A 20000-nucleotide genomic window follows, 5' to 3' on the forward strand; every position below is an offset into this window, starting at 1 on the left:
TCTCCTATGCGGTCAGACGGGAGCGGCGGGACGATATGTCAGCGACGTTTCCGGGCAGCTGGGCGGGCCGCTGAGGCGCTGTTGCGGGGTCGTCGACCTTCAGCTTCAGCCGGGCGCGATCCTCGGGCGTAGCGCCGAATTTTGCGGCCCTGAGACGGACCTCAGAGGCGAATTCCCATCGGCCCTTCGCCCACATCGTGTGGTGCATCAGGGCGGTGTCAATCAGGAAGAGCCAATCCGTCGCCACAAAGGTCTGAGCCTGTGCCGACGTTCTCCAGCTATCCCACCAGAGCTGAGTCATGGCGTGCCACTGGACGGGTGTGCCGTCTTCCTCGTGCCCCAAGACGCCCTCCGGCAGCTCCGGGCCGCGCATCTCGTCGTCAGGGGTGATCACGGTCTCGGGGTCACCGACGTTGCGCCGACGGCGCTTGCTCGGGTCCTTCGGGGCTGGTCCTCGGCCGGCCATCGGCACTCCCTTCCAGGGACGGGTACACGGTCAATTCGGCTTCTCAGCTGGAGGTTTGCACCCGCGCGGAACATCCGCCTACAGTGAGGGAACAGTTACTCCCCGCCGATCACGGCAGGGAGGGAAGCCCTGACGCCACGCGACGGGGCAAGCTAACTCAGGCGGCATCCCCGATTGCCGACCAGGGACAGTAGTTCGTCAGTGATATGCGATGCCGGTACAGACTCCGGCGCTCCACCTATTGCAACACCGCCAGAGAGACGCGGATCCGCTTGCCCGGCCTGCAACAAGGCCGCGCAGGCTGACCATTGGGGGTAGCTCTCGGCTTCGACCACACATCTGTGGTCGGGCCGAAGCATGCCCTACTCGGCCCGTCCACCCCTTACGGGAAGTTGGAAGGCCAATGGAAAACCTTGCTTCAACTGCCGCGACGCTTGCCGGTAGCGTCGCCATTGTGGCCGTAGCTGTGGAGCGTGCAGCGCACGCAATCCCCCCGGTCAGCCGCGCAATCGCCAAGGCCATCACCTCGTTGGGCGTGATCCTGGACGCGCTAAGCGACCTGTTCCGCAGGAAGCCCTAACGCGTCAGGACTGCGACCAGCGCAGACAATTCGCCAAGCGTGGACGGGCTGTCGCCATGTCGGCGGCCCGTCACGGTGATGTAGCGGCCGGTTCCGTAGACCTCTACGGCCGTACCGTCCGGGCGCCGGATGCGTCGTCCCTGTCGGACGTCAGCTCGGCCCCAGATATGCAGCCCATCGCCGGACGGAGACACCTCTACGTAGGTGGTGCCCGCGTCCGCCACGATGGCTGCTGCCCACGGCTCCAGCGAGCCGTCAGGACGGATGCAGTGGTCCAGGTCGATGCACACGACCCCGTCCCCGTTCAGGACGAAGCCGAGACCAACGCCGGCCCTGGAGGCAGCAGCGTCGGTGTACGTGCTCCACATCTTCGGGTCCGTGCTCGACGCTGCCATGCCGGCGGCCGTGAGCGGGACCTTCGTGGAGCTATGGCGGATCCACCGCGGGGACGTCGTCAGCTCGTCAGGCAGGGTGGGCATCGCTTCCGCGGCACGCTTCGCAGCGCGGTGCGCGGCTACCCGGCAGCGTCCAGAGCAGAACCGGGCGCGGTGCGAGTGACGAGCCCTCAGGTGCTCCCCGCAGTACGCGCATTCCGGTGTGTTCATGGGTCCATTCTAGCGGGCGCGGTAACGGTAAAACAAGCTCTGACCTGCACATATGTAGTGGACCCCGGCCGCACTTCCGCAAGCGAAGCGCTGTACGCTCGCCTGCCGATCGGGGGTCTCCAGCACCCCAGCTGAGCCCTGTTCAGCCGCCCACGGGGCGCCTGTGGCGTCCTTGCGCCACCTCCCCAGACCCGTACAGACAGGGAGACCCAGCACTCTTACGGTTCTCAAGGCGGCCGCGAAGGGGTACCCCCCTGGGGTACGCTATTGGATCATGTGGCTAGCATGCCTGAGACGTGATGTCAAGCCCACCTTGGGACCTAGCATGAGCTATGGCATGCCGTCAAGGCTTCGGCGCCTTGAATCCGAACGGCTGCTTGCGTAGCTGAGGCCTCGCGCCCTTGGGCTCACCCTTGATCACGACCTCGCTGGGCAGCAGCGTCAGCGTCACCGTCGTAGGCTCGTCGTCTCCGCCAGCGCGCACCGTCGGTGGCTCAGCCAGTCGCCCGACGTCCACGCCGTTGACCCGCACGAGGGTAGGCACTAGGCCTTCGCCCTCGTGGTCAGCCTCCACGATCTCCACCCGCGCACCCTTGGCCACTACGGCCGGCCGGGGGCGGGACGAGTGGGGAAGCTCGTCAGTGTACGTGCCTCGGTACTCCAGTACAGGGGCAGTCCAGACCACGGGTTGCCTGAGGCGAAGGTCCCATCCGTGGCGAAGACGTTGTGCACGCCCATACCACGGGCCAGGGCCACGGCCTCACGCGCATCGTTCTGGTTCGCCTCGTACACAAGGTGGGCGAAGCGCTCAGGCGCGAAGTCCCGCGTCCACTCTGGGGTCACCAGTCCGCGGTATGTGGTCATGTCGCCTTCGAAGGTAACGGCCACGTCCGCCAAGTCGATGTGCTCCGGGTGCGGGAGCGTCCCGTAGTTGAGGACAATGAACTTCGCCCCCCTCTTTCGAAGGCCGGCGATAGTCACGCCTACGGCCTGGACGTCAGCCTGTGCCGGAGGGACCTGGTCCAGGAAGAAGCAGTCGATGCCCCGGGCTATCCAGGTGTCCGCGTCAGCGAAGATGGTGAAGTCGGTGCCGGGCCTGGCACCATACGCGTAATTGATGTACCCGCACATGTGCGTGGTCCCGGCCGCCTTCACGACTCTCGCTGCGTCGTAGAGGACGCTGTCCTCCGTCGTCCCCGGGCCCGAGTCCTGATTCAGCACGGCCCACGCTACGGGCTGGTCCGCAACCATCAGCGCGGCCCAGCTTCGGGAGTCGATTCCAGGGTGCACGTACATCGGGATGCCGGCGCCCATGGTCGTCAGCGTCATCAGTCCTCCAGCGCAGGATGAGGCGCCTTCGGGCGCGTGGTCCGGACAGCGCGGGACGCAGCTGCCGTGCCGCCTTCACTGGCGGACTTCTGGGCGTGACACCACCCGCACAGAGCCCGAAGGTTCGCGTCAGAGTGATCGTCGCCCGGGATGATGTGGTCCACGTCCGTGGCCGGCATGCCGCAGCGTCGTCCGTCGGAGAACGTCGCCGTGCAGGCGTGCCCGTCACGGTGGAGGATACGGCGCCGGATGCGGGGCCAGTTCGCGGGCAGTCGCTCGCGCCGGGTGCTCGTCGTCCAGGCCAAAGGACTGCCCTCCAGCGGACGCGTCGAGTACGCTCGCGGACCATGTGGCCGTTCACGAAGAGGAAGCCCCTGCCGCCCATCGATCCCGCGGCAGCGAAGGCGTACAAAGCGGGTCGGACGGTCTACGTCCGAAAGATCCACCTCATGCCTGGGGACGACGGCCGGCGTCTGTCCCTCGCGCTCCAGCGAATCGAAGCGGCCGGCTACAAGCTGGAAAACCAGCACCACGGCGGACAGGGATTTGAACGCTGGGTAGAGGCGACGTTCCGGGCTGTGGAGTTGAAGACCTGACGGGTGATTTCGTCCGAACCTCCTCCGCTGGCTGGTGAAGCTGACTAGCGTGCGTTGTATGTCACCCAGTGAAGACGGCGTCGCTCTCGGTGTACTGAGCGGAGCCATGCACCGCGCAGAGATCTGGAAGGTGGGCGTCACACCCCACTACCGTGAGCTCATCGCTCGGATGCGTATTCCGTACCGCCCGGCGTATGCACTGCTGCTGATCGTGGACTCCAACAACGTACGTCGCACCCTCGTCACGTCGAAGGTCAGCGACGTCCAGGCCCTTCTCCGCTCAGCAAGCGTCGACGGCGCCCGGCCCACGTTCAACGTCGAGCGGTTCAACCCCTACTCGGCGGTGATCGAAGGCTGGCCCGAAGACGGGGACCTGGTGGACATCGGGCCCGGCCGTCCGACCCTCTAGCAGTCCTCCACAACGCAAGCGGCCCCGCTCCGGATTACCGGGCGGGGCTTGGCAGTTGGTGTGTCAGGCGGAACGAATCGCCCGGATCTTCAGCTCAGCATTGTCGACGTCAACCAGCAGCGCCGGGCCGTAGTCCGCGGTCGGGTAGGGACCGAGCAACTTCGTCACGCCGACCGCCAGGGAGACGGTCCGGGTACCGGTCAGCATCACGCCGTCGACCGCCTTGGACATCTGGAGCGTGACAGTGCGGGCGACGGTGCTGCCGGAGTTCTCCACGAGCAGCATCACGCGGCCGTCGTTGACAATCGTGTGGCCGTTCGTCGGGTCGCCGACCGTCGGAGCCGGAACGACAGTGCCAGCCTTGTCGGACGTGGTGACGTTGATCGTGCCGCGTGCCATGGTGCCTCCAGGAGCGTAGTCGAAAGGGTCTGGTCGGAGGGACTCGAACCCCCGGCCGCCCGGTCCCAAACCGGGGGCTCTGCCGCTGAGCTACGACCAGTAGCCACCCGCCGGCCGGACCGACCAGCCGTGGAGCGGGTGCGCGCCGATTCCTGCCGACGTCACCGCCTGGCCCACCTCGTCGCCCAGGTGGTCGCGGTGCAGCATGCCCCGGTCGGTCCGATGGGGTAGAGGCCGCAGCCGCTCTGTGGAGTCGGCGGGATTCGAACCCGCGATAGCTGCCTACTGCCGGCGCTCTGCCCTGCTGAGCTATCGACCCCGTTGCACAGGCGAGAGGACTCGAACCTCCGCGCGCGGGCCGTGGTGGGCGCTCTGCCGCTGAGCTACGCCCTGAAGCGGAAGGACTCGAACCTCCGCCACCCAACCTGGCCCGCAGCTCTACCGCTGAGCTACACCTGCGAGTTGACAGTCCGGGAGTCGAACCCGGATGCGTCGGGCTGCCGCCCTGTTGGCCCGCCATGGTCAAGGGGGATTCGAACCCCGCCGCCCCGCCAGGGGTACGCCCGAATCGAACGGGCTACGCTATGCCACTCTGTCCTGACGTCAGCAAGGCCAACGTCAGCAACCGGCCACAAGCCGGCGTGGTACCGCACGAGGGATTCGAACCCCCAACCTCCCGGGTCTGAGCCGGGCGCCTCTGCCAGTTGGGCTACTGCGGCATGCGAAAGCCCCGACCACGCGGGCCGGGGCTTCAGATCAAGTTCAGGCGCCTCGTCCTCCGAAGATCAGAGCGAGTACGCGACGGGCGTACAGGCCCGTCTGGTCGTCGCGCCGGCCGGCAATCACCAGGGCGGTGATGAGGCCGACGAAGACGGTTGCAGGGTCGACAAGTTGAGTCATGGCAGAACCATATGACCATGGCTACTCGCCTGGCAAGGCGCAAGCATAGTGGAACAATGACGAGAAACGCAAGTCCCTCGCTGGCTCCGTGCCCGCTGGACGACCACCACGTGATCCCGCCCGGAGTCGAACCGGGGTTACCCAACCGCCTGCCCGTGAGGGCCGCGCATCCGGGCGGCTTACCGTTAGCCGAAGAGACCTACAGCCGGTCCGCCTCCGTCTCCGTGCGCAACCCCGCAGGGTCCGCCTCCGTCTCCGTGCGCGCTCCGGCTCGTGCTGTGCCGTGGAGTCGAACCACGTCAGGCGCTCCGCGCCGGGGGCTTTACAGGCCCCCTCGTCTCCCAGGACTCACAGCGGGGACGGCCGGCGTGCTCTACCGGGCTCTACCCGGAGGAGAGTGCGGGGAGCGCTCGGGAGCACAGCCGGCCGTCGAAGGAGGGGAAGCGGGCGCCGCGCCATTCGCCGGCGTCGCAGGCCTTCTTCCTCCTACTGCTGTTACTGTGCAGCCGTTCCATGCAGAGCCCGTTTTGAGGGCATTTGAGCCTCATGAGGCCACGGTCGTTACGTGACCGTTACCGTCAGAACCGGGGCAGCGTCCTCCCCGGGTCCAAAGTGCCCAAACAACGGCCCTTTTCCTATTTACTCTTACACGCGTTAGAGGGTTTAGAAATAAGGGGTTAGTTGGGCACTTTGGCCACCTTGGCCGGCGGGGCGGAGGTAGGCGCACCCTTCGACGGTCAGTCGACCTCCATCTCCTCCCGTCGGATCGCGTCCAGTGCCTCCGCGACCGGGTCGTCATGGGCACCGGCGACGAAGACGAGCCGCTCCTCACCGGGGCGCCGCCATCCCGTCGGCGGCTTCACGATGATCCGCACGCCGGCACTCAACAGCATCTCCCGCCGCGCTGCACTTCCCGGCTCCGCAGCCCGCCAGTCGTCGCCCCACGTACGGTCGAGGTAGACCACCTCCTCACGTGGCGGAATTACAGGCTCGCACCTCAGCAGCTCCAGGCGGTCTGATCGCGCCTGGAGCTGACGCTCTACAGCGTCAGCGGCCACCCCACGGAGTCTGGCGAGTCGGCCCGACAACTCGTCTACCTCGTCCGTCAGTTCGGCAATCTCCTGGCGGTGGTCAACTCCGCCGGTCTTGATCAACTGCGTGCGCCGGAAGCTTCCGAAGGCGCGCAGGAACTCCCGGTCAACAAACTCCATCACGGGTGCCTGGCGGATCGATAGTGCGGGTACCTTCTTCGGGCGCCCGCCCTTGGTGACGGCGTCAGGGATAGTCGGATGGTCGACACCGTTACAGCGGAAGGTAGGCAGCCGGGTGCCGTCGGCCGCCACGTCCCAGTTGGTGTACATGTTGCGCTCGCACACCTCGCACTGCACGACGCCGAGCATCGGATGTGCATCCCGCCGGCGCGTTCCCGACGGTTCCCGCGTCAGGCGTTCCAAGCACTCTTGAAGGGTGTACCACGTGCTGTCGTCAAGCGCGGGCTCCGCCTGAAGGATCGGTGCCCCGGAGTCGTCTCGGACGATCGTCCCGTCTCGCTTGACGATGTATCCCCGGAGGATCGGTGATCGGAGGATCTCGCGGACCACCGTGACGCGCCATCGGCTGGTGGGGTCCTGCGGGCGCGGGGGGTCGGCCAGTCTGGCCCGGTGGTTCTTGGGTGTAATCGCGGCTGTGCGGGTCAACCACTCCTCCACAGCGCTGTAGCTGTCGCCCGAGATGGCCCGTGCGATCATGCTGCGTAGGTGGGGCATTGTAGGTTCGCGGTCGGTACCGTCCGGCTCGCTTGTGGCGGTGTCTGCCGCAAGCCACCACCCCTCGTTGCCGTCCTTGAAGATCTTACGGACCGGTGTCCATCCATAAGGGACCACACCGCCCGGCCAGCGTCCGAGGCTCTGCAAATGTGCGGCAGCTCCCTGGTTGCGCTCCATGATCGTCTGGCCTTCAAGCTGAGCTGCGAACGCCAGAATCAGCATGATCAGCTCGGACATGGGCGAGCTGAAGTCGAGTTCCAGGCGCTCCCCGCCGGGCCCGCTCGCGAAGATCAGCCGCTTGCCGTGCTTCTTCGCGTACCGGCCCAGATCCGCCATGTCCGCCATGGACCGAACGGCACGGTCCATGCGCTGCCAGATCATGGCGTCCCAGGCGTCCGGCTGGTTCAGCCACGCGCTTAGCTCTTCCCGCTCCCACGGCGTCGTCTTGAGTGCCGACACGTCGGTATCGCGGGCCCAGCCGACGAACGTACCGCCGAGACGGTCGCCCGTCTCCTGAACCATCCCCTCCTGAACCTCTGGTGACGTCGATACGTCGGTGTAACGGCTCAGGCGAACGGCCCCGACGAGCCGTAGTTGCGAGCTTCGGGCGGACGGGAGCCACGTCCTCCGCGCCCCCTCATTTGGTGTCATGCCATGGCATGATAGTCGCGCCGATTGGCGTGGGCGAGCTGGATCGCGGCAACCGTGCCCTGCGCCTTCAGGAAGGCGGTGATCCGCCGGAACGCCTCGACCTGGGTGTCGTTCCAGATGCCGAGGTCGTACGGGCTGATGCGGCCCTCCGGGCTGACGGCGGTGGCCTCGGTGACGATCAGCCCCGTGCCGCCGGTGGCGCGGGCCGCGAGGTGGGTGAAGTGCCAGTCCGTCGGGACACCGGCCCCGTCGCCGTCCGGCACGGCGCTGTACTGGCACATCGCCGCCATCCAGACACGGTTGGGGACGGTCAGCGACCTCAGGGTGTACGGGGTGAAGAGAGTGGTGCTCATGTCGGGTCTCCTGAATGAGGCGGCGGCGCCATCCACATACTTGCAGTCACGCCCTACTGCTTACGACAATAGTTGCACGCGCCTCATTACGGCAAGGGGTGACCCTTCGCCGCCCCGGAGCGCCCCGCGGACAGCCGGACCGGCCCGGTCGCCCGCGCTACGGGAGGAGTGCCTGGATGCCCAGGACGGCGGCGCCCCGGGCCCACTCCTCCCACGGAAGCGGACGCAGGGTCAGCGGGCACTTCGCCGCCGCCTTGAAGCAGTGCGCGGCGTACGCCTCCCTGATGTGGATCCCGAAGAGGTCGTAGGTGTCGAGCCCTTCACCGGTGACGACGACGCGCTCGGGCCCGAGGAGGCTCACCAGGGTGGCGATGCCGACCCCGATGGCCCGGCCGGCCGTGGCGAAGGCCTCCCGGGCGGCCCGGTCGCCGGCCCGGGCGAGCCGGACGACGTCGTCGAAGCTGAGGTCCGCGCGGCCGGTCGCGCCGCGGGCCGAGGCGAGGATCGCGCCGCTGGCCGCGAAGACCTCGACGCAGCCGACCCCGCCACAGTGGCAGGGCGGGCCGTCCGGGTCGATGCTGATGTGCCCCAGCTCGCCGGCGACCCCATAGGCCCCGGTGACCAGTTGGCCGTTGACGACCAGCCCGGAACCGACCCCCGAACCGATCGTGACCAGCGCGAAGTTCTCCGTCCCGATCCCCTCGCCGAACCAGTGCTCGGCGGCGGTCAGGGCCTTGACGTCGTTCTCCACCGTGACGCTCAGCCCGGTCGCCCTCGCCAGTTCGTCCGCCAGCGGGACGTCGCGCCAGCCGGGAAGGACGGAGTACCGGACGAGGCCGGCCGACCGGTCCACGTCACCGGAGACCGCGACCCCGAGGCGCCTCGTACGCTCCCGGAACACCGGGTCGGCGTCGAGGAGTTCCTCGACGAGTTCACCCAGCAGCCCGCAGACGGCCTCCGGGCCGCGGTCCTCGCCCAGCTGACGGCCGCCGGTGACCCTCAGACCGGCCCGCAGGTCGCAGACCACGCCGAACAGGGCCTCGCCGCTGATCTTGATTCCGACGAAGAACTCCCGGTCCACCGTGACGGCCAACGGGTTGACCGGGCGGCCGGCCCCGGGCGCGGTACGCTCCGGGGGGAGTTCGTGCAGATAGCCGTCGACGATGAGCGGCCTCGCGGCCTTGGTGACGGCGGTCGAGGACAGGCCCGTACGACGGGCCAGTTCGACCCTGCTGAGCGGACTCTCGGCCAGCAGGAGGGCGAGGACGGCGGTCTCGGCCGGGGCCGTGACCAGCGGCTGCGCGTGATTCGGGAACACCACCGCAACGTACTCGCAAATAATTTACTTTGTCCAGTATTAAAGTACGCGGCCGGGGTCGTTCCGGTGCCGGGCCCGCTCACCGCCGTGAAGGCCCCGGCCGCACCGGCTACGACGTCGCGGGCCCGACGGCCAGGCGGGCCCGCACCCGCGTCCCGGCCGGGGACGGGAAGGCCACGCACGAGGTCACACAGTGCCGCACCAGGCCGAGACCCCAGCCGCCGGAAACGGCGTCCTGATCCGCGACGCGGCAGGCGGCCCAGCGCCCCCACCACAGCCAAGCCGCGCACCGGAGGAGCACGGCCGCGGCAACACGATCGTCGCCCTGGTCGCCACCGGCCACGGCAGCTGCACCCGCCCCGGCGGCGCGACCTACTGGGCGGACCTGTGAGCCGCCGGGGCACCGGGATCGCGCCGTGAGCACCCGGCGGCAGCCGCCCGCACCGAGGCGGCCCCACCGCCGGGTGCGGGCGCCGCCCGGCCCCGGCCGCGGGTCCGGCGGCCGACACCGGGCCACGGGTCAGGCGGTCAGGCGGTCAGCACACCCGAGCCGAGCAGGCCGAGGAGGATCACGCCGATGGCGATCCGATAGGCGACGAAGGCGTTGAAGGAGTGCTTGGCGACGTACTTCAGCAGCCAGGCGATCGAGCCGTAGGCGACCACGAAGGAGACCGCGGTGCCGACGACCAGCGGCGTCGTGCTGACCCCGGCGCCCAGGGCGTCCTTCAGCTCGTACAGGCCGGCGCCGGTAAGGGCGGGGATGCCGAGGAAGAAGGAGAGCCTGGTCGCGGCCACCCGTTCGAGGTCGAGCATCAGGCCGGCGGACATCGTCGCGCCGGAGCGCGAGAAGCCGGGGAACAGCAGCGCGAGGATCTGGGCGGAGCCGACGATCATCGCGTCCTTGAAGCCGGTGTCGTCCTCGCCGCGCTTGTGGCGGCCCATCTGGTCGGCCGCCCACATCACGCCGCTGCCGACGATCAGGGAGCCGGCCACCACCCAGAGCGAGGCCAGCGGGCCCTTGATCAGGGGCTTGGCGGCCAGGCCGACCACGACGATCGGCACCGTCGCGAAGACGACCCACCAGGCGAACTTGTAGTCGTGGTGGTACCGCTCCTCGCGGTTCACCAGGCCGCGGCCCCAGGCGGAGACGATCCGCACGATGTCCTTGAGGAAGTAGAGCAGCACGGCCGCGATGGCGCCGACCTGGATGACGGCGGTGAAACCGACGACGGAGGCGTCGTCGACCGGGATGCCCATCAGCCCCTCGGTGATCTTCAGATGGCCGGTGGAGGAGATCGGCAGGAACTCGGTCACCCCCTCCACGACTCCCAGGACAACGGCCTGTCCGACGGTGATCGCGCTCACGTGCACCTTCCCAGTGGTGTCGGCACTCTCCCGGGGGCCGAGGTGCGGCGCTCCGGGTCATCGCATACGACGACAGGAATGTAGACGTAAGCGGCGGCGCCGTCCAACCGGCTCGGACGCTCGAACGGCTGGCGCCCCGCACCGGATCCGTTGACGTAGTTAGTGATTACCCACTAACTTGCCCGCATGGTCAGGATGAGCGCAGAGGACAGGCGCGAGAGCGTGGTCCGCGCGGCGATCGCCGAGTTCGCGCGGCGCGGGTACCACGGCACCTCCACGGAGGCGATCGCCAAGCGGGTCGGCGTCTCGCAGCCCTACCTGTTCCGGCTCTTCCCGAGCAAGAAGGCGATCTTCGTCGCCGCCTCGCTCCGCTGCATCGAGGACACCGGCCGGGTGTTCGAGGAGGCCGCGAAGGGTCTGGCGGGCCAGGAAGCCATGCGCGCCATGGCGAGGGCGTACATGCGGCTGATCGCGGACGACCCCGAGAAGCTCCAGATGCAGATGCAGACCTACATCGCCGTGGCCTCCGTCGAGGCGGACGGGGACAGCGGGTTCGGCGAGACCGTCCGAGCCGCCTGGACGCAGCTCTGGGACGCCGTGAACCTCCCGCTGGAGGCCGACGGCGACGAGACCACGAGGTTCCTGGCCTACGGCATGCTCATCAACACCCTGATGGCCATGGGGTTCCCGGCCGGACACCGGGTCTGGGAGGGCATCCGCCTCGACCAGGTCGTAGTCCCGCCGGAGGCGTAGGCGCGGGCGTAGGCGCGGCCGGATCCGCCGGGGCGGCCCGCGCCGCCGCGGCATCCGGGGTCTGTCACGGGCCGCAAAGTTAGTAAGCGATAACTACATCCAGAACACGCATCAACCGCTGGGGGGAAGCAATGTCACAGCAGCAGACGGCACGCCGAGGGGGTGTCACCTGGGCCCTCGTGATCACCGGTACCGCCGGATTCATGTCGGCCCTCGACAACCTGGTGGTCACCACCGCCCTGCCCGCCATCCGCGAGGACCTCGGAGGAGGGCTGGACAGCCTGGAGTGGATCGTGAGCGCGTACACGCTCACCTTCGCGGTCCTGCTGATGTTCGGCGCGGCGCTCGGTGACCGGTTCGGCCGCAGGCGGCTCTTCCTCGCCGGTATGACCGTCTTCACGGTCGCCTCCGCCGCCGCGGCCCTCGCGCCCGGCATCGACTCCCTGATCGCGGCACGCGCCGTCCAGGGCGTCGGCGCGGCCGTCATGATGCCGCTGACCCTGACCCTGCTCAGCGCCGCGGTGCCCCCCGAGAAGCGCGGGATGGCCTACGGCATCCTCGGGGCCATCAACGGACTCGGGGTCGCCCTGGGCCCGCTCATCGGCGGCAGCCTCACCGAACACGTCTCCTGGCACTGGATCTTCTGGCTGAACGTCCCGCTGGGCCTCGCCGTCCTGCCGCTCGCCCGCCTCCGCCTCGCCGAGTCCCACGGCGACGGCGCCACGCTCGACGTCCCCGGCACCCTCCTCGTCAGCGGCGGCCTCTTCGGGATCGTGTACGGCATGGTGCGCGCCCCCTCCGACGGCTGGACCGACTCCTCCGTGCTGACCGGCCTGGTCGCGGGCACCGCGCTGCTGGCCGCCTTCGTGGTGCACGGCATCCGCGCCAGGAACCCCATGCTCCCCATGCGGCTCTTCCGGTCCCGCGCCTTCTCCGCGATCAACGCCGCGAGCCTGCTGATGTTCCTGGGCATGTTCGGCTCGATCTTCCTGATCAGCCAGTACATGCAGGGCGTCCTCGGCTACTCGCCGACCGAGGCCGGGCTGCGGATGCTGCCCTGGACCGGCATGCCGATGCTCGTCTCCCCCTTCGCCGGCATCCTCTCCGACCGGTTCGGCGGCCGTCCGGTGGTGGCGGCCGGCCTGTTCCTCCAGGCCGTGGGCCTCGGCTACATCGCGGCCGTGGCCACCCCGCACACCTCGTACGCCGCCCAGCTGCCGGCCCTGATCATCAGCGGCGTCGGCATGGCCCTGTTCTTCGCACCCGCCTCCAACCTGGTCATGTCCAGCGTCCGCCCGCAGGAACAGGGCATCGCCTCGGGGGCCAACAGCGCGCTTCGCCAGGTGGGCGGGGCGCTCGGCGTGGCCGTCATGTCGTCGGTCTTCTCCGCCCAGGGCGGCTACGAGAGCGCGCAGCGCTTCGTCGACGGCCTGTACCCGGCGGTCGTGCTCGGCTCCGTGACGGTGGCACTCGCCGGTGTGGCGGCCCTGCTGCTCCCGGCCCGGCGCCCCACCGCGGGGGGCAAGGGCACCGACCCGGGCACCGCGAACCAGGCGCCGGTCCTGGAGCCCACCGCGCTCTGAGCAGCAGCGCGTCCCTGAACACCGCGTCAGCGGAAGCACCGCGCCGGCGGGAGCACCTCGCGGACCGGTCGCCCCGGGGTCAGCCCCCAGCGGCGACCGGTCCGGCCGAGCGGTGCTCCTGCGGGCTGACGCCGTGCACCCGCTTGAAGGCGGTGGAGAGGGCGAACGGGCTGCCGTAGCCGACCCGGTGGGCGACGGAGCCGAGCGTGGCGGCCGGGTCGTGCAGCAGGTCGGCGGCCAGCGCCAGCCGCCGGCCGGTGAGGTAGGACATCGGCGGCTCGCCGACCAGTTCGGCGAACCGGCGGGCCAGCGCGGCCCGGGAGACGCCGACCTCGGCGGCCAGGCCCGCCACCGTCCAGGGGTGGGCGAGGTCGCCGTGCAGCAGCCGCAGCGCGTGACCGACCAGCGGGTCGGTGTGGGCGCGATACCAGGCCGGGGCGTCGGACTCGGGCCGGGCCAGCCAGGTGCGCAGGGTGGCGATCAGCAACAGGTCCAACAGCCGGTCCAGTACCGCGTCCTGACCCGGCAGGTCCTTGCCGATCTCCTCGCCGAGCAGGTCGATCAGCGGGGAGTGCCAGGAGTCCGCGGTCACCACCAGGAGCGGGGGCAGCGCCTCCAGCAGGCCCCGGCTGACCTCGCCGCGCAGCTGGTACGTCCCGCTGAGCAGCACGTCCGGGCCGTCGGTGGCATCGCCCCAGGTGCGGGTACCGAGCGCCATCGTCTCGCACAGCCCGTCGCCGGCCGGGGTGCTGGAACTCTGGTCGGGGTGGATCACCGCCCGGGGCGGGGTGGTGGGGGTGTCGGCGAGCACGTACGCGTCCGGGCCCCGGGCGATCGCCACGTCCCCGGTGGCGAGCCGGACGGCGGCACCGTGGTCGGGCAGCACCCAGGCGGTGCCGCGCACGGGTGTGATCAGGGTGAGCGGTGCCCGGTCCTCGACCCGGATCGCCCAGGGCGGGGTGAGGACCGAGCGGATCAGGAAGGCGCCCCGGGCCCTCGGCCCCGCCAGCAGTCCGGCCAGTGCGTCCATGGCGCCCGAGTGTAGACGCCGGGTGTGGACGCCCGCGTATGCGGTCGAGTGGCTCGGCGATGGTGCGGGCACCCGCCGGGGCGGTTGACTCGGCGGTGTCGGACAGCGGGCGTTCACTACGGGGAGTGTGTGGGATGGCGGGATTCAGAAGTGCGGTACTGCTGGCGGCGACCCTGGCCATGGGACTGAGCGCGGGTCTGTTCTTCGCCTTCTCCTGCTCCGTCATGCCGGGGCTCGGCAAAGCCGACGACCGGACCTTCGTGGAGACCATGCAGCGGATCAACGTGGCCATCCTGAACGGCTGGTTCATGCTGGTCTTCCTCGGCGCGCTCGCGCTCACCGTGCTCGCCGCGGTGCTGCAGTTCCGCGGCGGCGACCGGCGGCTGCTGCCCTGGCTGATCGCGGCGGCGGTGCTCTACACGGTGGTGCTGGTGGTCACGGGCGCGGTGAACGTCCCGCTCAACGATCAGCTGGCGGCGGCCGGTTCGCTCGACCGCATCCCGGACCTGGCGGCCGTGCGGGAGACCTTCGAGAGCAGCTGGGTGGGCTGGAACACCGTGCGGACGGTCGCCGCGACGGCCGGCTTCGGCTGCCTGCTGGCCGCCCTGGTGACCGGCGCGCGGAGCGCGCTCTGACGGTGCGCGGGGCCGGGCACCCGGCCGACGGCGAAGCCCCGGACCGGGTCCGCGGCTTCGCCGCGCCCGTCGGGCCCGGTGGGGTGGCCGCGTCGCCGGACCACGCGGGGCCGTCGCGGCCGGCGGGAGGCGGCCGGCCGCGCCCGAAACCTTGGCGGGGCACGCATGGAGCACCGCCCGGTGGGCACCCGCGCAGGGACCCGGAACGCCCGGGAGCTGCAACGGAGCGAGAGGAGCCCGCCGTGAGCGACCCCCGCACGGCGCCCAAGGTGCCCGACCTGCCGCCCGCCGAGGGCACGGAGGCACCCGATATCCCCGCGCCCGGTGGCGAGGAGGGCCGGCCCCCGGCCGGAGGGCCGACCACCGACCGGAACGGCTCGGCCGCGGAGACCACCAGAGCCGAGAACGAGGACGAGCCGCCCGACTGACCGCCGGCGCGGACGGAGCCCGAAGAGCGCGGGCGCTCCCCCGGAGCGCCCGCGCCCGCGTATGCGCCCGTGCCCGTGGGCACACGCCGGAGCACCGCCCGACCGGCTCGGGCTGTCGTGCACCGGAGCCACCCCCGACCTCGCGGAGCCCGCGGACTCCGGCAACGTCTGCCGGTACCAGGAGCACCGAGACGTCACCATCCCGACCATCAACGACCCGAAGGGCGTCGTCGAGCAGAGCCCGCTGAGCCAGGGCCGCTCGTACGAGGGCCGGATCGGCAGCCGACCGGTCACCTTCACGGCGGGCCGGCAGGGCTGGTGGAACCACACCAGCCTCAACGCGCAGTAGCCGGCGCCCTCCGCCGCGCCGCCACCGCGGTGGGCCGGGGGCCCGCCGCCACGGCGGCAGGGGGTAAACGACTGGTTCCGGGACGCACCGTTCCGCGATCATGGAGCGGACACCCCCTGCCGACGAGGAGACCCACCCCATGGCCGCGCCCGCCGACCCGACGGTCCTCCACCCGCTGCCCGAGCACCCGAGGGTGGTGCTACTCAAACCGCTGGTGAAGTCTCCGCTGATCGAGGTCGGGGAGTACTCGTACTACGACGACCCGGACGACCCGACCGCCTTCGAGACGCGCAACGTGCTGTACCACTACGGGCCGGAGAAGCTGGTGATCGGCAAGTTCTGCGCGCTGGGCACGGGCGTGCGCTTCCTCATGAACGGCGCGAACCACCGGATGGACGGCCCGTCCACCTTCCCCTTCCCCACCATGGGCGGCTCCTGGGCCGACCACTTCGACCTGCTCACCGGGCTGCCGAACCGGGGCGACACCGTGGTCGGCAACGACGTCTGGTTCGGCCACGGCGCCACGGTGATGCCCGGCGTGCGGATCGGCCACGGCGCGATCGTCGCCGCCGGCGCCGTGGTCACCGGCGACGTGCCCGACTACGGCGTCGTCGGCGGCAACCCGGCCCGTCTCATCCGCACCCGCTACGGCGCCGAGGACGTCGCCCGCCTACTGGCGGTGGCCTGGTGGGACTGGCCCCCGGCGCACATCACCGAGCACGTGCGGACGATCATGGCGGGCGGCATCGCCGGGCTGGAGGCCGCCGCGCCGCCCGGCGGTTCGTGATCCGGAGCCGGACGCTAGTCCACGGCCCGGCGGGCGACCAGGTTCCCGATCGCCGCGTAGACGATCGCTGGGATGCCGTAGTCGAGCAGGATCTGGACGGTCTGACTGGAGACAGTGAAGAGCCCGCGCGACCAGGCGGCGAGCCAGTCGGCCGCGGAGTGGAACCAGCCGACGACGGTGTTTCCCTGATTGGCGCTGAGCAGATCCAGGATGATCCAGACGACGAGAATGCCTGCGATGATGTGGGCCGCTGCTCTGATGGCCGAATTCATTCCTCTCATGGCCACCGCTTAGCCCGTGGCAGCTGCGGCAAACCGGCCGAGGCCTGGTCAATTCCCTTGACCCTCAGGGCTGTTGTCCTGGCGAAGGTACGTCCGGGGCCCGGGGTGGACCGTCCGGACCAGCCGCCGCCCCAGCACCAGGTAGCCGAGCAGCGCGCCGAGGGTGTTGAGGATGACGTCGTCGATGTCGAAGGCCCGCCCGGTGATGAGCGCGCCCTGGACCAGTTCGACCAGCACCATGACCGCCGCCGTCCTGATCAGCACCCGGAACAGGCCGCGCGCCCTCGGCCACAGCACCGGGAGCAGCAGTCCGAACGGCACCCCGAGCAGCACGTTCCCGCCCACCTGGCGCAGCGCGTCCAGCGTGACGGCGTGCAGCAGGTAGTGCCGCAGCGAGTCGCCGGGGCGCAGGTTGCTGTGCACCCGGCCCACGGCCCCGGGCGCGGGCACCAGCGTGATGCGGGCCAGGAGGACGGCGAAGCCGACCATCGCGAGGAAGGCGGCGAGGAGGATGAGCCACCGGCCGACCGCCGAGGCCCAGGACCGCCGCTCGGGCGCCCGCTCCTGCGCACCGTCCGACTCATCGATCGGCGGTTCCCCGTGGTCGGGCGGCGCCGGACGGTCGCGACGTCGCAGCCGTGCCGCCAGGGCCCACCGGGCACCGCCCCGGGGCCCGTCCCCGGCTTCCGTGTCGATCAGCTCTTTCGTCACGTCTCCCCCGCCCGCTCAGGTGGTGCGCGACCGCCCGCCTACCCGCGCCGCGCCACCTCATGCCGCGCGTCCTCCTGCCGTGCGCGGGGCCGCCGGATCGGTGGCCGCCCCGGCGACCGCACCACGGGTGCGATGCTTGAGTTCGCCCGGTGGTGTGCACGGTCCGCGGAAAGCGGGGCAGGTTCCTGGGGAACGGTCGGAGTGGTCGGTTCGAGCGAAAGGTGGCCGGGGTGGACGGCGGAAGCGTGTTCTGGTGGGTGGCCGGCGGGATCGTCGCGGTCACCGTGGTGGTGGCGGTCGTCCTGGTGGTCAAACTGGTCCGGGCCCGGAGGCTGCTGGGCTCGGCCGGGATCCCGATGTCGAAGAAGGTGCTCTTCTGGGCGTCCATCGCCTATCTGATCAGCCCGGTGGACCTGCTGCCCGACCCGATCCTGCTGGATGACATCGGCTTCCTGCTCGTGGCCCTGCGCTCGTTGAACAAGGCCGGGCTCCGGGCGGGTGTCGGCCCCGCGGTCCGCAGCGCGGCCGGTTACGCGGCCGCGCGGCCGAGGCAGCGGCCGGAGGGTCCGGCGTAGCACCCGGGCGGACCCGGTCGGGCGGGCACTCAGCCCGCCCGGGGCCTCAGCAGGTCCTGGACGAGGGCGTCCACCAGGGCGGCGGAGACGCGCGACCCCGTCAGGGCGCAGTAGACGACCGGGCCCACGAGGCCGTCGACGACGGCGTCAGGGCCGAGTCCGGGCGAGAACGCGCCCGCGTCGATCCCGCGGACGACCAGCTCGCGCTCCCGACCGCGGCGAGGGCCGAGGTAGCGCTCCTGGAGGCGCTCGGCCGTCCCGGGATCATGCTGCGCCTGGGCGAGCAGCGCGAGGAGGACCCGGCCGGCCGGGTCGACGGCGAGGAACTCCGCGAACCGGGCCAGGTAGGCGCGGACGGTCTCCGCCGTGGGCGCCTCCTCGGTCGGGACGGGGAGCTGCTTCTCGGTGTCCTCGATGAGCGTGTCGAGCAGGATCTCGACCTTGGAGGGCCACCAGCGGTAGATCGTCTGCTTGGCGACCCCGGCGCGGCGCGCGATCGCCTCGATGGTGAGCGCGCCGAACCCGTGCTCGACCAGCAGGTCGTCCGCGGCGTGGAGCACGGCCTGACGTGCGGTCTCGTCGCGCCGGTTGCCGGAGTGGGGTCTGCGGGGCGCGGAGCTCGTGGCGGGCATGCGGGACACAGTACCGGGACCGGCCCGAACCCTGTTGTCTAGACGCAACGACTCGTCTAGGTTGAGCCTCCCAAGCATCAGGGAGCGCCTGTGTCCGCCACACCCACCGCATCCGCCCGCCGGGCCCTCGTCGTCGGAGCCTCCCGGGGCCTGGGGCTCGTCCTCGCCGACGAACTCGCCCGACGCGACTGGCAGGTGATCGCCACCACCCGCCGGGACAGCGCCGGACTGCGGGCGATCGCCGACGCCCGGAACGGCCGGCTGCGGATCGAGTCGTTGGAGATGACCAGCCCGCGAGAGCTGTCCGCCCTGCGCGAGCGCCTGGACGGCCGCCGGCTCGACCTGCTCTTCGTCAACGCCGCGATCAACCTGAGCAACCTGCCGATCGACGAGGTCCCGACCCACGAGTTCACCGAGGTGATGATCACCAACGCGCTGAGCCCACTGCGCGCCCTCGCCGCCCTCCACCACCTCGTCGTACCCGGCGGCACGGTCGCCGTCATGTCCTCCGACCAGGGCAGCATCACCCGGAACACCGAGGAGGGCTACGAGCTCTACAAGGCCAGCAAGGCCGCCCTGAACCAGCTGATGCGCAGCTACGCCACCCGCCAGGCCGGCGACGGCCGGACCAAGCTGCTCATCGACCCCGGCCACAACCGGACGGAACTCGGCGGCTTCGACGCGCCGCTCGACCCCCGGGAGAGCATCCCCGCCGTCGTCGACGTCCTCGAAGCCCAGGCCGGCACCCCCGGCCTCCAGTTCCTGGACCTCCACGGCGAAGCCGTCCCCTGGTAGCCCCCGGGGTCCACCCCGTCCCGCCCGGCAAGGACCGCCGGGCGGGACGGGGTGGGGGGCGGCGCGGGCCGGGTGGGGGTGGCCGGTCAGTGGAGGACGTCGAGGATCTGCTTCTGGAGGCCGTTGGAGTAGACCTCGTGCTCGACGAGCTGCAGCTTCTGCGCGTCCTTGTCCGTGGTGCTGAACAGGCGCTTGCCGGCGCCGAGCAGCAGCGGGTAGACGAGCAGGTGGTAGCGGTCGATCAGGCCGGCGTCGGAGAGGCCGTGGTTCAGGGTGGCGCTGCCGTGGACGATGATCGGGCCGCCCTCGGTCTCCTTGAGCGCGGCGACCTCGTCCAGCGAGCGCAGGATGCTGGTCTCGCCCCAGTTCGTGACCAGCTTGTCCTCGGTGAGCGTGGTCGAGACGACGTACTTCGGCATCGTCCGGTAGCGGGCGAACTCCGCCATGTCCGGCCAGACGGGGCTGAAGGCCTCGTAGCTGGTGCGGCCGAGCAGGATGGCGGTGGACTCCTCCTGCTCGCGCCCCTTGATCTCGAAGGCTTCGGGGAGGAACTCGACGTCCTTGAAGGTCCATCCGGAGTTGCGGTAGCCGGGCTCGCCGCCCGGCGCCTCGACGACTCCGTCGAGGGAGACGAACGCGGTGCTGATGAGAGTGCGCATGGTGGTCCTCGGTGTCGTTCTCGGGTGTGGTCGGGATATCCGGGC

General features: G+C 70.3%; 26 protein-coding genes, 3 tRNA genes and 1 pseudogene. 11 read left to right on the forward strand and 19 right to left on the reverse strand.

The window, feature by feature from the left end; all coding sequences use genetic code 11:
- Positions 1-4: 4 nt before the first annotated feature.
- The 5 genes from ACIF6L_RS26670 to ACIF6L_RS26690 all read right to left on the reverse strand — a co-directional run bounded on the left by ACIF6L_RS26670 (position 5) and on the right by ACIF6L_RS26690 (position 3426).
- Positions 5-394 (reverse strand): hypothetical protein, encoded by a 390-nt coding sequence (locus tag ACIF6L_RS26670; RefSeq protein WP_396490303.1) that lies wholly within the window; start codon positions 392-394, stop codon positions 5-7.
- 648 nt (positions 395-1042) lie between these two features.
- Positions 1043-1651 (reverse strand): bifunctional DNA primase/polymerase, encoded by a 609-nt coding sequence (locus tag ACIF6L_RS26675; RefSeq protein ID WP_396490301.1) that lies wholly within the window; start codon positions 1649-1651, stop codon positions 1043-1045.
- 343 nt (positions 1652-1994) lie between these two features.
- Positions 1995-2234, reverse strand: coding sequence for a hypothetical protein (locus ACIF6L_RS26680; protein WP_396490300.1), 240 nt, complete (start codon positions 2232-2234; stop codon positions 1995-1997).
- Positions 2235-2251: 17 nt separating this feature from the next.
- On the reverse strand, positions 2252-2980 hold the full coding sequence (locus ACIF6L_RS26685) for a spherulation-specific family 4 protein (protein ID WP_396490298.1): 729 nt from the start codon (positions 2978-2980) through the stop codon (positions 2252-2254).
- Positions 2980-3426: an HNH endonuclease gene (locus ACIF6L_RS26690; protein WP_396490410.1), complete on the reverse strand. Its 447-nt coding sequence runs from the start codon at positions 3424-3426 to the stop codon at positions 2980-2982. Before ACIF6L_RS26690 ends, ACIF6L_RS26685 begins: the two co-directional genes overlap by 1 nt.
- Here ACIF6L_RS26690 and ACIF6L_RS26695 point away from each other — a divergent pair.
- Positions 3328-3576 (forward strand): hypothetical protein, encoded by a 249-nt coding sequence (locus ACIF6L_RS26695; protein ID WP_396490415.1) that lies wholly within the window; start codon positions 3328-3330, stop codon positions 3574-3576. The two genes, ACIF6L_RS26690 and ACIF6L_RS26695, sit on opposite strands and share 99 nt — an antisense overlap.
- Before the next feature lie 169 nt (positions 3577-3745).
- On the forward strand, positions 3746-3985 hold the full coding sequence (locus tag ACIF6L_RS26700) for a hypothetical protein (protein ID WP_396490297.1): 240 nt from the start codon (positions 3746-3748) through the stop codon (positions 3983-3985).
- Positions 3986-4048: 63 nt separating this feature from the next.
- Here ACIF6L_RS26700 and ACIF6L_RS26705 read toward each other — a convergent pair whose 3' ends face one another.
- The 8 genes and pseudogenes from ACIF6L_RS26705 to ACIF6L_RS26740 all read right to left on the reverse strand — a co-directional run bounded on the left by ACIF6L_RS26705 (position 4049) and on the right by ACIF6L_RS26740 (position 9372).
- Positions 4049-4384, reverse strand: coding sequence for a hypothetical protein (locus ACIF6L_RS26705; protein WP_396490295.1), 336 nt, complete (start codon positions 4382-4384; stop codon positions 4049-4051).
- Positions 4385-4412: 28 nt separating this feature from the next.
- Positions 4413-4484: transfer RNA gene (locus tag ACIF6L_RS26710), tRNA-Pro, on the reverse strand.
- Between the two features lie 225 nt (positions 4485-4709).
- A tRNA-OTHER gene (locus ACIF6L_RS26715) sits at positions 4710-4777 on the reverse strand.
- 249 nt (positions 4778-5026) lie between these two features.
- Positions 5027-5103 (reverse strand) — tRNA-Leu (locus ACIF6L_RS26720).
- A 43-nt stretch (positions 5104-5146) separates the two neighbouring features.
- Positions 5147-5284 (reverse strand): hypothetical protein, encoded by a 138-nt coding sequence (locus ACIF6L_RS26725; RefSeq protein ID WP_396490294.1) that lies wholly within the window; start codon positions 5282-5284, stop codon positions 5147-5149.
- Between the two features lie 737 nt (positions 5285-6021).
- Positions 6022-7701 carry a recombinase family protein gene (locus tag ACIF6L_RS26730; RefSeq protein WP_396490292.1) on the reverse strand — a complete coding sequence of 560 codons (1680 nt, stop codon included), beginning with the start codon at positions 7699-7701 and terminating at the stop codon, positions 6022-6024.
- A 17-nt stretch (positions 7702-7718) separates the two neighbouring features.
- Positions 7719-8054: pseudogene (locus ACIF6L_RS26735) on the reverse strand (NADH:flavin oxidoreductase/NADH oxidase); the annotation flags it as partial.
- A gap of 157 nt (positions 8055-8211) precedes the next feature.
- Positions 8212-9372, reverse strand: a complete 1161-nt coding sequence (locus tag ACIF6L_RS26740; protein WP_396490290.1) for an ROK family protein — start codon at positions 9370-9372, stop codon at positions 8212-8214.
- A gap of 193 nt (positions 9373-9565) precedes the next feature.
- Between ACIF6L_RS26740 and ACIF6L_RS26745 the strand changes: the two genes are divergently transcribed.
- Positions 9566-9763 (forward strand): hypothetical protein, encoded by a 198-nt coding sequence (locus ACIF6L_RS26745; protein WP_396490288.1) that lies wholly within the window; start codon positions 9566-9568, stop codon positions 9761-9763.
- A 137-nt stretch (positions 9764-9900) separates the two neighbouring features.
- Here the strand turns inward: ACIF6L_RS26745 and ACIF6L_RS26750 are convergent, their stop codons facing one another.
- Positions 9901-10737, reverse strand: a complete 837-nt coding sequence (locus ACIF6L_RS26750; protein ID WP_396490287.1) for an undecaprenyl-diphosphate phosphatase — start codon at positions 10735-10737, stop codon at positions 9901-9903.
- Between the two features lie 186 nt (positions 10738-10923).
- Between ACIF6L_RS26750 and ACIF6L_RS26755 the strand changes: the two genes are divergently transcribed.
- Both ACIF6L_RS26755 and ACIF6L_RS26760 read left to right on the forward strand, forming a co-directional pair.
- The gene (locus ACIF6L_RS26755; RefSeq protein WP_396490285.1) at positions 10924-11490 is read left to right on the forward strand and encodes a TetR/AcrR family transcriptional regulator; all 567 of its coding nucleotides are present in this window, start codon (positions 10924-10926) and stop codon (positions 11488-11490) included.
- A gap of 131 nt (positions 11491-11621) precedes the next feature.
- On the forward strand, positions 11622-13073 hold the full coding sequence (locus ACIF6L_RS26760) for a DHA2 family efflux MFS transporter permease subunit (protein ID WP_396490284.1): 1452 nt from the start codon (positions 11622-11624) through the stop codon (positions 13071-13073).
- 79 nt (positions 13074-13152) lie between these two features.
- Here ACIF6L_RS26760 and ACIF6L_RS26765 read toward each other — a convergent pair whose 3' ends face one another.
- The gene (locus ACIF6L_RS26765) at positions 13153-14103 is read right to left on the reverse strand and encodes an AraC family transcriptional regulator (protein ID WP_396490282.1); all 951 of its coding nucleotides are present in this window, start codon (positions 14101-14103) and stop codon (positions 13153-13155) included.
- Positions 14104-14237: 134 nt separating this feature from the next.
- Between ACIF6L_RS26765 and ACIF6L_RS26770 the strand changes: the two genes are divergently transcribed.
- The 4 genes from ACIF6L_RS26770 to ACIF6L_RS26785 all read left to right on the forward strand — a co-directional run bounded on the left by ACIF6L_RS26770 (position 14238) and on the right by ACIF6L_RS26785 (position 16302).
- Entirely contained in the window at positions 14238-14738 is a 501-nt protein-coding gene (locus ACIF6L_RS26770) for an anthrone oxygenase family protein (protein WP_359839576.1), read from the forward strand.
- Between the two features lie 242 nt (positions 14739-14980).
- A complete protein-coding gene (locus ACIF6L_RS26775; protein ID WP_396490279.1) occupies positions 14981-15166 on the forward strand; it encodes a hypothetical protein in 186 nt (61 codons plus the stop codon).
- Between the two features lie 61 nt (positions 15167-15227).
- Complete coding sequence (locus tag ACIF6L_RS26780; protein WP_396490277.1) at positions 15228-15515, forward strand: hypothetical protein; 288 nt, start codon at positions 15228-15230, stop codon at positions 15513-15515.
- Positions 15516-15654: 139 nt separating this feature from the next.
- A complete protein-coding gene (locus ACIF6L_RS26785; RefSeq protein ID WP_396490409.1) occupies positions 15655-16302 on the forward strand; it encodes a CatB-related O-acetyltransferase in 648 nt (215 codons plus the stop codon).
- A gap of 14 nt (positions 16303-16316) precedes the next feature.
- Here the strand turns inward: ACIF6L_RS26785 and ACIF6L_RS26790 are convergent, their stop codons facing one another.
- Together ACIF6L_RS26790 and ACIF6L_RS26795 are read right to left on the reverse strand one after the other, a co-directional pair.
- Positions 16317-16583: a hypothetical protein gene (locus tag ACIF6L_RS26790; protein ID WP_359811243.1), complete on the reverse strand. Its 267-nt coding sequence runs from the start codon at positions 16581-16583 to the stop codon at positions 16317-16319.
- Positions 16584-16631: 48 nt separating this feature from the next.
- The gene (locus tag ACIF6L_RS26795) at positions 16632-17294 is read right to left on the reverse strand and encodes a VanZ family protein (protein ID WP_396490275.1); all 663 of its coding nucleotides are present in this window, start codon (positions 17292-17294) and stop codon (positions 16632-16634) included.
- Positions 17295-17524: 230 nt separating this feature from the next.
- On the opposite strand from ACIF6L_RS26795, the gene ACIF6L_RS26800 reads away from it, so the two are divergent.
- Positions 17525-17869, forward strand: coding sequence for a YkvA family protein (locus tag ACIF6L_RS26800; RefSeq protein ID WP_352295504.1), 345 nt, complete (start codon positions 17525-17527; stop codon positions 17867-17869).
- Between the two features lie 29 nt (positions 17870-17898).
- Here the strand turns inward: ACIF6L_RS26800 and ACIF6L_RS26805 are convergent, their stop codons facing one another.
- On the reverse strand, positions 17899-18501 hold the full coding sequence (locus ACIF6L_RS26805) for a TetR/AcrR family transcriptional regulator (protein WP_396490273.1): 603 nt from the start codon (positions 18499-18501) through the stop codon (positions 17899-17901).
- A 90-nt stretch (positions 18502-18591) separates the two neighbouring features.
- On the opposite strand from ACIF6L_RS26805, the gene ACIF6L_RS26810 reads away from it, so the two are divergent.
- Positions 18592-19296 carry an SDR family NAD(P)-dependent oxidoreductase gene (locus ACIF6L_RS26810; RefSeq protein ID WP_396490271.1) on the forward strand — a complete coding sequence of 235 codons (705 nt, stop codon included), beginning with the start codon at positions 18592-18594 and terminating at the stop codon, positions 19294-19296.
- Positions 19297-19382: 86 nt separating this feature from the next.
- Here ACIF6L_RS26810 and ACIF6L_RS26815 read toward each other — a convergent pair whose 3' ends face one another.
- Positions 19383-19955 (reverse strand): dihydrofolate reductase family protein, encoded by a 573-nt coding sequence (locus ACIF6L_RS26815; protein WP_396490269.1) that lies wholly within the window; start codon positions 19953-19955, stop codon positions 19383-19385.
- Between the last annotated feature and the right edge of the window lie 45 nt (positions 19956-20000).

Origin of the sequence: Kitasatospora sp. NPDC086009, assembly GCF_044540385.1 — a bacterium.
Classification (GTDB): domain Bacteria; phylum Actinomycetota; class Actinomycetes; order Streptomycetales; family Streptomycetaceae; genus Kitasatospora.

Bases quoted from the DNA above. Each gene is read 5' to 3' on its own strand.
- ACIF6L_RS26785 (WP_396490409.1), top strand. From the start codon at position 15,655: ATGGCCGCGCCCGCCGACCCGACGGTCCTCCACCCGCTGCCCGAGCAC.
- ACIF6L_RS26765 (WP_396490282.1), bottom strand. From the start codon at position 14,103: ATGGACGCACTGGCCGGACTGCTGGCGGGGCCGAGGGCCCGGGGCGCC.
- ACIF6L_RS26790 (WP_359811243.1), bottom strand. From the start codon at position 16,583: ATGAGAGGAATGAATTCGGCCATCAGAGCAGCGGCCCACATCATCGCA.
- ACIF6L_RS26685 (WP_396490298.1), bottom strand. From the start codon at position 2,980: ATGACGCTGACGACCATGGGCGCCGGCATCCCGATGTACGTGCACCCT.
- ACIF6L_RS26755 (WP_396490285.1), top strand. From the start codon at position 10,924: ATGGTCAGGATGAGCGCAGAGGACAGGCGCGAGAGCGTGGTCCGCGCG.
- ACIF6L_RS26675 (WP_396490301.1), bottom strand. From the start codon at position 1,651: ATGAACACACCGGAATGCGCGTACTGCGGGGAGCACCTGAGGGCTCGT.
- ACIF6L_RS26815 (WP_396490269.1), bottom strand. From the start codon at position 19,955: ATGCGCACTCTCATCAGCACCGCGTTCGTCTCCCTCGACGGAGTCGTC.
- ACIF6L_RS26770 (WP_359839576.1), top strand. From the start codon at position 14,238: ATGGCGGGATTCAGAAGTGCGGTACTGCTGGCGGCGACCCTGGCCATG.
- ACIF6L_RS26695 (WP_396490415.1), top strand. From the start codon at position 3,328: ATGTGGCCGTTCACGAAGAGGAAGCCCCTGCCGCCCATCGATCCCGCG.
- ACIF6L_RS26705 (WP_396490295.1), bottom strand. From the start codon at position 4,384: ATGGCACGCGGCACGATCAACGTCACCACGTCCGACAAGGCTGGCACT.
- ACIF6L_RS26700 (WP_396490297.1), top strand. From the start codon at position 3,746: ATGCGTATTCCGTACCGCCCGGCGTATGCACTGCTGCTGATCGTGGAC.
- ACIF6L_RS26780 (WP_396490277.1), top strand. From the start codon at position 15,228: ATGCGCCCGTGCCCGTGGGCACACGCCGGAGCACCGCCCGACCGGCTC.
- ACIF6L_RS26730 (WP_396490292.1), bottom strand. From the start codon at position 7,701: ATGACACCAAATGAGGGGGCGCGGAGGACGTGGCTCCCGTCCGCCCGA.
- ACIF6L_RS26760 (WP_396490284.1), top strand. From the start codon at position 11,622: ATGTCACAGCAGCAGACGGCACGCCGAGGGGGTGTCACCTGGGCCCTC.
- ACIF6L_RS26725 (WP_396490294.1), bottom strand. From the start codon at position 5,284: ATGACTCAACTTGTCGACCCTGCAACCGTCTTCGTCGGCCTCATCACC.
- ACIF6L_RS26805 (WP_396490273.1), bottom strand. From the start codon at position 18,501: ATGCCCGCCACGAGCTCCGCGCCCCGCAGACCCCACTCCGGCAACCGG.